We start from the raw sequence: 13,275 nt of genomic DNA, 5'->3' as shown, positions 1-13,275 counted from the left end.
TAGGGGCGTGCGTCTTCGGGAAAAGACGACAAATTTAATAAATAGAAAACATCAGGGAGTGACTGATGAAACACAAAATGAACTTACCTCTATTCGGCAAAGTGGCGGTTGCAGTTGCAGCGGCGGTATCAATGTCGGCTTACGCAGAAACCTATAACGAAGCGCCAGCACTTGCAAAACTGGTTAAGCAAGGAAAACTACCAACGGTGGAGGAGCGTCTTCCAACCGAGCCGCTAGTCGTCACACCATTTGAATCCGTGGGCAAGTACGGCGGAACGTTGAACTTGGTTGGCAAAGTGGTAGATAACGGGCACCGTATTCGCACCATCGCCTACGACAACCTATTCAATTTTGATGTAACGTATTCGAAAGTTGTGCCTAACTTGGCGACAGGCTTTACATCGAACAAAGAAAACACCGAATTTACCATTACGCTGCGTAAAGGGGTGAAATGGTCGGATGGTCATCCTTTCACAGCCGATGACGTTGCGTTTTACATCAATGATGTATTGGGTGATGAAAAACATGCAGGTAACCGCCCGTTAATTTTCCCATCGTTTGATTCGGCTAGCGCAGAAGTCCTTAATCCTCATACTGTGAAAATTAAGCTGAAACAGCCAAATGGTATGTTTATACGCCACCTTGCAACAGTGGACAGTGAAAGCTTTACCGCGTATCCCAAGCATTACTGTTCCAAGTTTATGCCAGCGTTTAACGATAAAGCAGAAGCCAGTGCCAAAACAGCAGGCTTTGATTCTTGGCGACAATTCTCAAACACAAAATGTAATGCGCATTACTTTATTGAGCACTACAACAACGTAGACCGCCCAGTACTGACGGCGTGGAAAGTAAAATCAGCGCCAGGCCCTAACGCAAGCTTCGCTGAATACGTGCGCAACCCGTATTACTGGCAAGTGGATACGGAAGGTAACCAGCTGCCTTACCTAGACAGCGTCCGTTGGCGTTACAGTGAAGACTTGGAAGAAATGGTTCTGCGTGCTGCGAATGGCGAAGCGGATTACCAATACCGCCACATTGGCACTCCTACTCACCGACCTCTTCTTATCGACAATGAAAAGAAAAGTGGCTACACCTATGAATTCCGCCCGAGTACGTTGAGTTCAGAAATGGTGATAGCGCTAAACCAGACAGCAAAAGACCCTGTTAAGCGTGCTTTGTTCGCAAACAAAGACTTCCGTGTTGCGCTTTCTCACGCCATTGATCGCGATGAAATCAGTGAAACGGTTTATTCGGGTGCAGTCGGTCCTTACCAAGCGGCACCTTTGGAAATGTCGCCTTTCTATGATGAAGAAATGGCGTATCAATACACCGAATTCGATCAGAAAAAAGCCAATAGCATTTTAGACTCTCTTGGATTAACCCAGCGAGACAAAGAAGGCTATCGCTTGATGGAAAACGGGAAACGCCTGCGTATTGAAGCGGTATCGAAAGTCAGCGATAAAGGCGTACTTGCGGATTCACTCGAATTAGTGAAAAACCAGTGGAAAGACGTGGGTGTGTTCTTAGATATCCGTGTGATGGAGATTAACCACGTTATCAACCTGCGCCTAACAAACGACTACGATATGATCCCAATTATCGGTGACGGCGGTGTAGGTGTGTTGGATGAAGCGCGCCACTACCTTCCATTTAGCCCTGAGTCGACATGGGGTCTGGGTTACTACAACTGGGCGAAAGGTCGTGACAATGCGGTTGAACCACCAGCGCATGTGAAAAAGCAGGTCGCTCTGTGGAAGCAACTTGAGAAAACATCGTCACAAGATGAGCAAGTCGCCTTAATGCGCCAAATCATGGAAATCGCCAAAGAGAACTTCTATGTGATTGGTACTGTGGAATCTCTTCCCGTTGGTGTTGTGGTTAACAACAAGTTGAGAAATGTGCCAGAAAACATGCCTCAATCTTGGACATTCCCGACTCCGGGTCCAATGCGTATGAGCCAACTATGGAAAGCTCAATAACACAACTTTAAGTTTGAAAGACGTTAAAGATAAAGCAGAGCCTTTGGCTCTGCTTTCGTTTTTATGTTTGAAACTGAATCTAGAAAGGTATTTTAACCGTACGTCGAACTTTCATAATTTAGAACCTCGTTCCACTGAGTATTTTGAAAATAACAGGACTTTTACTGTATTAAAATTGAGCGAATTTATATGCGTTTGAGTGAATTTGAAAAATGACTCATGATTCGTTAAATCCCAATATATTGTGTCTATTAAGTAATTTAAGCTTTCTATATAGTATTTTTGAGTAATCTGTTTTTAGCTCGTTAATTTTTCTAATTAGCTCAGCTGAATGTCCGAAATATGTCATTATCAAACCTGGATCAATTTATTGACAGCTAGAAACTGTTTATGGTTGAGTGAGAATTGTTAATCCTACAGAATGCCGCTGGGTACACAGTAATTCTTCAGGGATAATGATGGTACAGATGGATGCGGGCATCGAGTGGCTGAACCGATCACAGTCATTTCGAAGCAATATGTTAAAAGGGGTGTCCCTCATAACCCTCGTTGCCGGTCTTCTCTATGGATTTCTGAATCTATTCGTATTTGAGCAAAAGTGGCTAGGCGCTGTTGAACTGTTTTTTGCAATCTACTCTGCTTACCTTTTCTGCTATTCAACAACTCAAAAGTACCTTCTTCTCCAATCTTCCGTTTACGTATCTTCGCTTTTTCTCATTGTTTTCATGGGCATTTTTGTCACTAGTGCTCAAAGTTCGTTATTTGTCTGGTTATTTCTGTGTCCGATAGTGGGTTACTTGTTACTTGGGAAGTCAGCGGGGTTAAAAATCAATCTTGTCTTTGTGCCTATAGGTGCTGCGCTGTATTACTGGAAGTCGGTTGTGCCTGAAGCAGGATTGCTCTCGCATTCGCTAATTAATGTATTGGCTTGCTTAGGGGCTATTTGGGGAATGGCGCATGTTTACGAGTACAATCGAGAAAAAACAGAAGAACAACTGACGTCACTCGCCTTGCTTGATCCGCTCACAAAAATAGACAATCGCCTGAGTTTGGCATTCAGTTTTGAAAAAATGGTCACTATGCATCGACGCAAGTCAGATTTATTTAGCATGTTGGTGGTAGATTTGGATTTCTTTAAAGCCATCAATGACCAATATGGGCATGATGTTGGCGACGAAGTACTTAGGCAAGTCGCTAAACTTGTTAAAGATTCGGTTCGAAGGTCGGATACGGTTTATCGAGTAGGGGGAGAAGAGTTTTGCGTTCTCTTACCTTACACAGAAAGGAAAGTGGCGTGTGCTGTAGCGGAACATATACGCAAGGTCCTTTGCCGTAATACATTCCGTGTTGAAGATAAGCGAGTGAACATCTCCGCCAGTATTGGTGTTTCTGTGTATGGCGAAGATGGTGCTCAGTTAGATGACATGTTCAAAGTGGCAGATGACCACCTTTACCATGCGAAAGGTTCTGGTAGAAACCAAGTTGTTTACGGCGTCTGATTTTCGAGTTTATTTTGAACCAAAATATTCTTAATACGCGCTTTTATTGATGGTGCTTCTTTTCTAAGAGCGATCTTAAAGAGTCTTTTCACATCCACCAAATACTCTGGGTACTGCTGACTTAACACAAACAGCGCATTGTACGCCCAAGCTCGAAGAAATTTGTTTCTATCTCCTAGGCAATGACGCACAAACGATTCCACATTTGGCTTATTTTGTTCAGAAATGGGCATGTAAGGCATGACTTGAAGAAGGTGTAGGCGCGCTTCCCAACCTTCTATACTGTTCAACTTGCCATAAATGGTATCTATTTCTGAGTCGGTAAGCTGCTCTTCTTGCTCAAAGTGGCACTTAAGCAGCCAAGTCGATCCAGACGCGAACTCTTCTTCATCCATTAACTCTATGATTTGAGAGATAAAGTAAGGTTCAAAATGGTGCTCCTGATAAATCAGGGAAATGGCGTCGGTGTCCTTGCCATCCCATTGTTCGAGCTCTGTCTTCAATTCCACTATGGTGCCCTTAGTTTCCACATTTCCTCAATTGAGCATAAGTCATTCGGCAAAGTTTTCCATTCGATTTGATTAAGATTTAATCGAATTTGTTTGTTTTCGCCAAAGCTCAATGAAAAGGAATGCTATCGCATCGCTTTATCCTGCTGCTTTAGAATTTATTGAGTCTCTGTTTGTAAAGGAAAACTACCCAAGCCAAGTTGTTGTGACTTGAGTAGCTTCAGTTTATAGAGTTAACGTAGATTCAATACCGCTTTCTCGTGCGAAATATGAATCGTGTGTGACCAGAACAAACCCTGCGGAATAGTCACGTAGAGTGTTCGCGAATATTCTTTTGCTGTTGAGGTCTAGATGGTTATCAGGCTCATCTAACAGCAGTAAGCATGGTTCTGCTTGATGACTGGCAATAAGCAGGGCCAATTTCATTTTTTCTCCGCCACTGAGTTGATGGCTAACTCGGAACACAGAGTCGCGTTTGAAGCCAATGGCAGCCAGCAGATTTCGAATTTCACCGTGCTTTAAGTGGGGTAGGTGCGTGCTAACGAGATCCAGTAAAGGTCGGGCTTCGCCTAGCAATGAAAAGTGTTGATCAACATATAGGCTTTTCTTAGCGCTGTACTGACCAGCGGTGAACGTGAGCTCGCCAAAAATGCACTTAAGCAGCGTGGATTTCCCTTTGCCATTGTCGCCTTCAATTCGCCATTTATCCCCTAAGAATACTTCCCAATTGATGGGTTTCTCAGTGCCATAAGGCAGGGTACATTGTTGAAGATGCAATAGCCTTTGATTCTTCTGTCGGTGTGATTCAAAGGATAAGGAGAGTGCCTGAGAATTCGATTGCTGTAATTGGAGATGGCTTTTTAACGCGCTCAGTTCAGCCTGCCTCTGTTGGTGCATTTCCCGCTTTGCAGAAATCGACTTCTGTGCGCAGTTTTTTGCAGCATCGAGAATCAGCTTGTTTTGGCTGCCAGACTTTCTTAGCTTGTTGCCTTGCGCCGCACGTTTTTGTGCTTTCTCATGATCCGATTGCGCTTTTTTAGCCGCTATCTTCTGTTGCTTTTCGGTTTCTTCCAGTTTTCGAGTAATTGAGGCTTGTTCTCTATCTCGAATTTGAACATAAGCATCGTAATTGCCGCTATAAAATTGGATTCCTAATGAAGACAGCTCGAAAATTCCGTCAACCGTATTCAACAATTCTCGATCGTGGCTAACAATGAGCGCTCTACCTTGGAATTGAGCTAATTGGTCGCAGAGCCAACGCTTTCCGCTGGCATCAAGGTGGTTGCTTGGTTCATCCAAAATAAGAATATCCGGGTTTTCTAGGAACAAGACCCACAATCTTAGCCGCGTGAGTTCTCCACCGCTCAGGGTTTGAACGCTGCTATATGGATTGGGGGGTAACCTAAGTTCGGTCAACTCTTTTGAAAGCTCATTTCTCAAGTCCCACCGGTCGTTAACGAGATCAAAATCGGTTTGCTCAACGCTTCCTTTTTCTATTCGCTCAAGCGCAAGAAGCGCAGATTCCAAACCTAGGTACTGAGCAATAGACTGGTTGATTGTGTTCGAATCGTGTTGTTGATCTAACCAACCGACTCGCCCTTGGATTTCGATGTTTCCCAATGTAGGGGCGTTTTGTTTTAACAGCAGGGAACACAGCAGGCTCTTGCCGCTTCCATTGTCGCCGACTAAACCGTATACGCCTTGCGCAACAGAGAACTGAAGCGATTTAAACTGCCATTCACCATCTGGGTGTTGGTAAGAGAGGCGATTAGCTCTTAAATAAGTGCTGTTTTGATGCGATGTGATCATAAAGACTCCGACATAGTCAGGGTCTGAGGCGTGATAAATCTGAATTCATTAGATCGCGAGAAGCGATACGCAAAAGGCAATATGCAAAAAGCGATTAAAGCAAGTTTTGACGAAGACACGCCTACTAACCCTGTATTCCAAAATTAAGGTGTTGAATTGGACATAAGGGATTAGTTGTTCATTTAGGCGTATTCTCCTACAGAAGTGATGGCGAGATTCTATACGTACTTTCCTTCAAGATGCAATATCGTTTTTACTTTTTATGAGCTCGATCGAGTATGCTTGGCTGGCTTCTTTTCAGCTTATTCGCTCACGTTTTTCCTACGCTGTCACATCACTCTGGTCAAAATAGTCGTATAGTTTTTAATAACTGATTGAAAAATATACAGGGTGAATGCTGTGGATGAAGATATCAAAAACGCGTGTATCGCTTTTTCTTGCGGAGATGTGAATGAGATTATCCCGTTCTTAAACGAGAAAACTCGCTGGACGAATGTTGGCAAGGAAGACATTGTTGGAACGGATAATATCCGCTCGATTTGTTTTCAAATGGAATCAGAGCCGGTGTCTTTAAATGTATCTCAAGCGCTTGAAGCCACGGACCATCTGGTTGTTCAGGGGCACGGTGACGCACAGCAAACTTTTTATTTCTGCGACATTTTCCAAATTGAGTCTGGCTCTATTAAACAGATAACCTCTTATCTTGTTGCTGGTCAGAAAGAGTAGCGATTTTTTAGGATGGGATTGTTTGTGGATGAGAAAGGCTGTGGATGAGAAAGGCTGTTGAAGAGGAAGTTTGTGGGTATAGGCCAACACATCGAGATTAAGTGTGAGCTAGATTATAAAATGAGCAGTTAGGAGTTTATTTTAAGCAAAGTATTAAAAATGAAGCAATTAAAGGTGAAACTTTGTACTAAAGTTTGAACGGGAAAGGTTTTTTGTTCAACCTGCTTTGGGCTCAAAAATGAAACTTTTAAGATTTGCTCTAATTCTGATGTTGGTTTTAGTAGGAGCTAGTGCAAAAGCACTTGAGCTTGAGTACGGTCGCTACAACGTAAATGCCTACGCGCACCCAGACTGTATCGATACGGTTTGCCAAGTAAATTTCGAAAAAACGTATGACACTATTCCTCTCGTATTCTTCATGAGTACGATTTCATTTCTCAACGAGCAAGATTCCCCTTCTGCAATAAAGGTTCTGGAAGTAACGAAAACTTACGTTAAGTTCAAACAGAAAATTGCGCCCGCATATCGTGCACCCGCAGATATGGAAGATGTACCGATGAAGGTGATCGATTATGTCGTCATGGAGAAGGGTGTTCATGACTTTAATGGCGTGAAGATCATTGTTGACGAAGTTTCGACTCAAAAATACATGTATCGATTGAGCACCCATAGCAGTGGAAACGGCAATAGGAACAAAAAGGAACGGATTTATTTCAATAGCTACAATGGACAAGGCTTTACTTCATTTACCGGCACTCCCGGAATCATTCATCAAGTTCAAAGCATAAATAACGGCGAGGATTTCTGGCTGACTTCGACAGTGACTGCTGTTAATTCATCTTATATGGACATCTCTCTGGAGCGGCATGAAATAGACGGATACAAATCAAAAAACTCTCGACAATTCCCTACGCAGCAAGAGCGAATCGGCTTTATCGCCGCTTATGGTAGCGGCGAACGAGATGACATAAAGTTCGCGGTGAAAAACCAGATGACCATTAACTCGTATGATACCGGTGATCCTGTTTCGACGGGTTGTGAGACCTACGCAGATTACGACGAAAACTACGATGTGGTGCCTATTATTGTGGCGTCAAAAAACACGCGTTACGGTAATAACGGAGGCTGGTTACGCCGATGCCGTTTGGAAACAGGCAAATCCAGCTTTATGGTGGAAGAAGATCAAGACACCGACTCCGAACGTAAGCACATTGTAGAACGATTGGGCTACATCATTTTTGAGGTCCCATTCGATGTTGAGCAATGTACTCAGTTTACGGGACCAGCTCAAACTTGGGATACATCGGGCAGTATTGAAATTAAAGGCAGCGCCAAAATATCAGGTGCGGTTAGCGGCACTCAACTTGGTTATTTTGATGTAGATGCCCATACCAATAACAGCTGTACCACGGGAAATTGTGTCGCCGATAGCAGCCTTTTAGTTCCACTGTTCAATTTCGCGAGTTTTACTCCGGGGGCTACTGATATTAGCTTTAATACTGGTACTCACACAGTGTCTCCGGGGCAATACGACGAAATTAACATTTTCGGGGATGCTGTAGTCACGTTCACCGCGGGGGACTACTTTGCCGATGAAGTGAATATTTACGGTGATGCAGAAATTAAGGTCAGCGGGCAGGTTTACATCCACAGTAATGGGACTGAAATAAAAGGCTCCGGTAAGGTTAATTTAACGGGTGTTCCAAATGATGTTTACTTTATCGTACATGGAAGCAATAACGAGTTTTCTTTGAAAGGAGCGGCACGAGCAACCGCGTTTGTGATCTCAGAAAACAATATCGAGCTAAAAGAGAGTGGGATCTTGGACGGTGCTATTGCCTCACTGACCGCTGAAATGAAAGGTGATGCGAGGCTAAATGGCGACATTTCCAGTTGTAATCAACCTGTTTATCAACTGCAAATCACACCATCTTCAGCTACTGAATTGATCGATCACTCTATCCCTATCACGTTCAACTTGATTAACAGTGAAGGAAATGTTGATACCGACTTCTATGGTAATTTAAATATTACGCCGTCTGGAAATGCAAACACCTGTTGGAAAGCAACGGCGAACGTGAGCGCTTCCTGCATAGCTGACACGAGTACGATGCCGATTCAAGCGGGTACCGCGACGTATTATTTGTACAGTAGTGTTGTAGTGGAAGTTGCGACTGTAACGGCTTACGTCGTGGGTTTCCCGTCTATTAATGCCTCGGCAGGTCCTTACACATTCAATAATTCTGGTTTCATCTTTGAGCCATCTCCATTCAAAATCATCGCGGGTAAACAAACCGACGTTACTATAAAAGCAACGCGAGAAACCGCGAGTGGAACAGAAGTAATGGATGACTACGATGGAACCAAAACACTGGCGATCACATTAACCTCTTATATCATCCCAAGTACTGGGACAATTCAGCCTTCGTTGGTGAACAGTAACATCACGTTTGTGGATGGAGTCGGCACACTGAGTTTGCAATATAACGATGCGGGTCAAATTAACGTTACAGTAAGAGACAACGCGAATGATATTGAAGGAGTCATGGTGGTGGAGGCTCGACCGGACAAACTAGCGTTATGTGACATTTCGGTTCAAAACACAGTAAAAGCCCACAATGGCACATCGTCTGGCGGTCCTGCATTCGCTCGAGCTGGAGAAACCTTCACTGTTAGAATCAAACCCATTATTTATAACATCTCTGAAAGCAATCAATGTAATCGTGCGACCACGCCGAACTTTTATTCAACCACTGGTCATTTCGCTTTAGCCGAGCTCAACTACACGCTTCATTCTCCAACTGGGGGCAGTTCCGGTACTTTGACGCAGGAAGGTAACAGTTATACACCTAACAATATCTACAATTTCACGACAACATCATTAGCAGCGAGTGGCATTGTGGCATCGATGAATTGGAACGAAGTAGGAAGTATTAACTTAACGGCATCTAACAGTAATTATGATTATGGTGAGGCTACTGGGATTGATAGCGACACTGCCACGATAGGGCGCTTTTACCCCTATCAATTTGAACTGACAAATAACTACACTCAGGAAGGGCAGGCAGTGAGTTTTACCTACATGGAGCAAAACTTTAAATCTAACTTCACTGTAACAGCGCAAAGTGTCGACAAGGAAAACACTATCACGACAACAACGAACTACGGAAGCTTTGCCGCATCACTGTTAATGCATTTGAATTTAGTCGCGGTCGATGATGAAAAGAACCCGGTAACAGAATCAAATGATTTAACGAGCCGTTTGATAACGGGCAATATTGCGAATACAGATTGGTATAGAGAGTGGACAGGTGGGACAGCTTCACTGCCTTCTACCGTGTTTAAGTTTTCTCGTGTTGTTCAGCAAACAACGCCAACCCGAATCACCACTCAAGATGGTCCTTATGAAGTTAGGCTAGGTCTAGAGGTGAATACCAACAGTGTCAATTGCTCCGTTAATGGGTGCACTGATTTTGTAAACGCCATTGCGCTACGAAATGATGGGTCCAGTACATACAATGGACGGAAATTTACCGCAGCTCTTGATATGCGTTATGGTCGGTTAACGTTAGATGATGTCGGCACAAACAGTGGCATGGACGTGACGGTTCCGGTGAGGGCAGAATATTGGAACGGCTCGCAGTTTGTAACCAATACCGATGACATTGAAACTGACTTCGATGGTGCGAACTATTGTCGCGAACTAATCTGGCCAAGCCCTGGGTCTAGCAGTGCTGATTTAACGGGGTCGCATACCAATATCACTAGTGGTACAAGCAGCAATTTAACCGCAAGGCAAAATAACTCAACTGATGGTGCTCAGGAACAAGTTCGCTTGAAACTTAGAATTGGCGTTCCTCCTGCAGGAGAATCAGGTTTAACCTGTTCTGGCAATACCAGTGGTGGCTTTGAACACCTTCACTACAACTGGTTTGGCAATGGGGATGATAACCCTTCAGCATTGGTTACGTTCGGTGTTTATCGAGGTAACGATCGCGTCATCTTCCGCGGAGAGCCAAGAATTTACTAGGTGCCGATAGGCCCCCAGAGTAGGGGAATTGGAATGACATTGTTTATACGCCCACCAGCTTGGCTATTGGTGTTGGTTGGCTTACTGCTGAATGTTTTGGCTCTGCTTACCACAAGCGTAGTCCTTGAGGATTACAGCCAACTCAATTCAGAATATCAAGAAAGCAAAGAAAGCAACCAGCATCAAATTGAATTGGCGTGGAGTCGGGTAGAGAACCTAGAGAGAAAACGAGAAGCCCTGATTGCGTATATCCCTGTGCAAAAAGTGATGTCTCATGAGGATATAAGTATCCTAGAGCAGGACATTCGCAACCAACTTGAAGCGTGGGCTGGTGAGCCGATTCCCACTCTCACTTCAGCCAATCTCCCAAAAATATTTTCGATAATAGAAACGGCACAACAAGTTCAGCGCAATAGAATCGATGAGTTGTACCTTAATAATCTAGAACTGACGGATAACATGTCTGCTATCCATAAGGAATCGGCGCAATACAATAATCTGGCGTTATTTTTACAAGTATTCGGTCTTGCTTTAATTCTCGCTAGGGATCTCGCGCGAAAGCCAAGTTAGATTTAGATTCTTAATCTGGCTTCCTTCTTTACGCATGCCTATACCCAAGCATCTCGAGGTTACTTGGGTCTAAATGTTGACATATTTTAGTTCAACGGATATCACTCGTTCTTCATATTCACAATAAAGGTAAAGATGTTGAAACTAAGAATGCGCGTACTGGATGCGTTTACCAGTGAACAATTCAAAGGCAATTCCGCTGCGGTGATCATTACCGATGAATGGCTAAGCGACCGTTTGATGCAGAATATCGCGATTGAAAATAACCTGTCTGAAACAGCATTTCTTGTACCCATCAAAGACAATAAATATGCAATTCGTTGGTTTTCACCGATTACGGAAATCGATTTTTGTGGGCACGCGACGTTAGCGTCTGCTAGCGCGTTATTTTCCGATTTCCCTACACTGAATGAGCTTGAGTTTTCAACATTGGAAGTGGGCAATCTTGTCGTTAAAAAACGAAGTAATGGCATGATTGAAATGCAGTTTCCAATTCTTGCCCCCGTTCCCGTTGAAGCTCCGCAAGCACTCATCGAAGGCTTATCCATTACGCCAAAATTCATTTTACGTAGCCAACAAGCGTACTTTGCCATTTATGAATCTCAAGACGATGTATTTCAGGTACAACAAAGCCAAGAACCGCTGAAAACGCTCGCGCCATACGATGTGGTCGTCACGGCGAAAGGGGAGCAATATGATTTTGTTTCGCGTTATTTTTGGCCCGCTAACGGTGGCGACGAAGATCCGGTAACTGGTTCAATTCACGCTGGTTTAGCGCCGTACTGGGCAAGTGAATTAGGGAGGAGTGAATTGTTGGCACTTCAAGCATCTCAGAGAAGTGGTGAGCTGCATTGTAGAGTAACCGATACTCACGTTTTTGTTTCAGGTAGCGCGGTGAAATACCTCGATGGGGAAATATGGGTATAACCTCGTTGATCCGTAGCACCACTTTCATATAAATATTGAAAATAGTTATATAAGTATCACTATTAATACAAATGTCATTTGCTATGGTCTGTTGCCATTGGTAAGGTGTCCCGATTAAAAGAAGATTCCTCTATATCGCCTTGTTAGCGTCATTATTTGCCTAACAAATAGCGGGAATTCTACGTGGCTAGAGAAATAGGAAAGGTTTCTTTGTGTGTTATGCACGGCCACCGCTATCGGAGAGCATCAGTCATGAAAGCAATGGTATATACACCCTTCGGGGATAACGACATATTGTATTTTTCAGAAGTTGACAAGCCAGTGCCAGCCGACGATGACGTATTAATTCGAGTGAAAGCCACAACCGTTACGGAAAGTCATTTACGTCACCAATTCCCCAAAATACTCCGACTCCCTTCGCGTCTAACGTTGGGTGCTCTCTTACCAAAAGAAGAAATTCTAGGCACCGAGTTTGCTGGTGTAGTCGAAGCTGTGGGCAAAAATGTTCGACTTTTTAAGCCTAATGACCGAGTTTTCGGGATTGTAGGAGTAGAAAGTGGCACCTACGCAGAATACATCACCGTACAAGACGATAGTGTGCTTAGCCTCATGCCAGAAAATACCAACTTTGAGGAAGCGGCCTCCATCCCTTATGGTGCGTTGATCGCACTGCAAATGTTGCGTGACAAAGCGAAAGTTCAAGTAGGGCAGAAAGTCTTAATCAATGGTGCTTCAGGTCCTGTCGGTACAGCGGCGGTGCAAATTGCCAAATGGCTAGGTGCAAAGGTCACCGGTATTTGTAGCACCGATGAACTGACGTATGTGCAGGCTCTAGGCGCTGACCGCGTTGTCGATTATTCCATTCACGATTTCACCGTTGCAGAAAGACAATATGACGTGGTTTTTGATGTTGCCAATACAGCGTGTTTCGATTCTTGCTGCGATGTATTAAAGCCTCAAGGTATATGCTTAAAGCTTGAAGCTGGTCTTGCAGAATACTATCAAATGATGTCGTCTATCTTTCTGGGTAAGCGCCGCTTGGCGTGCAGATATCACGTGGATACAAGTCTGGATCTGGTGTTTATTAAGGACTTGATTGAAATGGGGCTTTTAAGGCCGAGAATCGATCGTCAATACACCTTCACCCAGCTTGAAGAAGCCCATCAATACGCCCACGCAAAGCGCCGAAAGGGCAGTGTTGTTATTCAGGTCAGTTAACCTCAATC

General features: G+C 43.9%; 9 protein-coding genes. 7 read left to right on the top strand and 2 right to left on the bottom strand.

Features of this window, described 5'->3' with window-relative positions; all coding sequences use genetic code 11:
• The first annotated feature begins 65 nt into the window (after window positions 1-65).
• Both CW749_RS00220 and CW749_RS00215 read left to right on the top strand, forming a co-directional pair.
• The gene (locus CW749_RS00220; RefSeq protein WP_101109873.1) at window positions 66-1,979 is read left to right on the top strand and encodes an ABC transporter substrate-binding protein; all 1,914 of its coding nucleotides are present in this window, start codon (window positions 66-68) and stop codon (window positions 1,977-1,979) included.
• 455 nt (window positions 1,980-2,434) lie between these two features.
• Window positions 2,435-3,478, top strand: a complete 1,044-nt coding sequence (locus CW749_RS00215; RefSeq protein WP_101109872.1) for a GGDEF domain-containing protein — start codon at window positions 2,435-2,437, stop codon at window positions 3,476-3,478.
• Here the strand turns inward: CW749_RS00215 and CW749_RS00210 are convergent.
• Complete coding sequence (locus CW749_RS00210) at window positions 3,466-3,987, bottom strand: hypothetical protein (RefSeq protein ID WP_145997812.1); 522 nt, start codon at window positions 3,985-3,987, stop codon at window positions 3,466-3,468. The two genes, CW749_RS00215 and CW749_RS00210, sit on opposite strands and share 13 nt — an antisense overlap.
• A 225-nt stretch (window positions 3,988-4,212) precedes the next feature.
• Entirely contained in the window at window positions 4,213-5,796 is a 1,584-nt protein-coding gene (locus CW749_RS00205; RefSeq protein ID WP_101109870.1) for an ATP-binding cassette domain-containing protein, read from the bottom strand.
• A 399-nt stretch (window positions 5,797-6,195) separates the two neighbouring features.
• On the opposite strand from CW749_RS00205, the gene CW749_RS00200 reads away from it, so the two are divergent.
• From CW749_RS00200 to CW749_RS00180, 5 genes are all read left to right on the top strand, one after another.
• Entirely contained in the window at window positions 6,196-6,522 is a 327-nt protein-coding gene (locus CW749_RS00200) for a hypothetical protein (RefSeq protein WP_101109869.1), read from the top strand.
• A 238-nt stretch (window positions 6,523-6,760) separates the two neighbouring features.
• Window positions 6,761-10,552 (top strand): DUF6701 domain-containing protein, encoded by a 3,792-nt coding sequence (locus CW749_RS00195; protein ID WP_101109868.1) that lies wholly within the window; start codon window positions 6,761-6,763, stop codon window positions 10,550-10,552.
• Between the two features lie 33 nt (window positions 10,553-10,585).
• Entirely contained in the window at window positions 10,586-11,122 is a 537-nt protein-coding gene (locus CW749_RS00190; protein WP_101109867.1) for a DNA mismatch repair protein, read from the top strand.
• Window positions 11,123-11,260: 138 nt separating this feature from the next.
• Complete coding sequence (locus CW749_RS00185; RefSeq protein ID WP_101110567.1) at window positions 11,261-12,049, top strand: PhzF family phenazine biosynthesis protein; 789 nt, start codon at window positions 11,261-11,263, stop codon at window positions 12,047-12,049.
• Between the two features lie 252 nt (window positions 12,050-12,301).
• Window positions 12,302-13,267: an NAD(P)-dependent alcohol dehydrogenase gene (locus CW749_RS00180; protein ID WP_180958288.1), complete on the top strand. Its 966-nt coding sequence runs from the start codon at window positions 12,302-12,304 to the stop codon at window positions 13,265-13,267.
• Window positions 13,268-13,275: the final 8 nt, after the last annotated feature.

The sequence above is a fragment of the Vibrio sp. vnigr-6D03 genome (genome assembly GCF_002835515.1).
Lineage (GTDB): Bacteria > Pseudomonadota > Gammaproteobacteria > Enterobacterales > Vibrionaceae > Vibrio > Vibrio penaeicida.
This window is presented reverse-complemented; position numbering and strand designations above follow the sequence as displayed.

Excerpts from the sequence above, each read along its gene's own strand:
- CW749_RS00215 (WP_101109872.1), top strand. The coding sequence starts at position 2,435 with ATGATGGTACAGATGGATGCGGGCATCGAGTGGCTGAACCGATCACAG.
- CW749_RS00195 (WP_101109868.1), top strand. The coding sequence starts at position 6,761 with ATGAAACTTTTAAGATTTGCTCTAATTCTGATGTTGGTTTTAGTAGGA.
- CW749_RS00205 (WP_101109870.1), bottom strand. The coding sequence starts at position 5,796 with ATGATCACATCGCATCAAAACAGCACTTATTTAAGAGCTAATCGCCTC.
- CW749_RS00220 (WP_101109873.1), top strand. The coding sequence starts at position 66 with ATGAAACACAAAATGAACTTACCTCTATTCGGCAAAGTGGCGGTTGCA.
- CW749_RS00180 (WP_180958288.1), top strand. The coding sequence starts at position 12,302 with ATGAAAGCAATGGTATATACACCCTTCGGGGATAACGACATATTGTAT.
- CW749_RS00190 (WP_101109867.1), top strand. The coding sequence starts at position 10,586 with ATGACATTGTTTATACGCCCACCAGCTTGGCTATTGGTGTTGGTTGGC.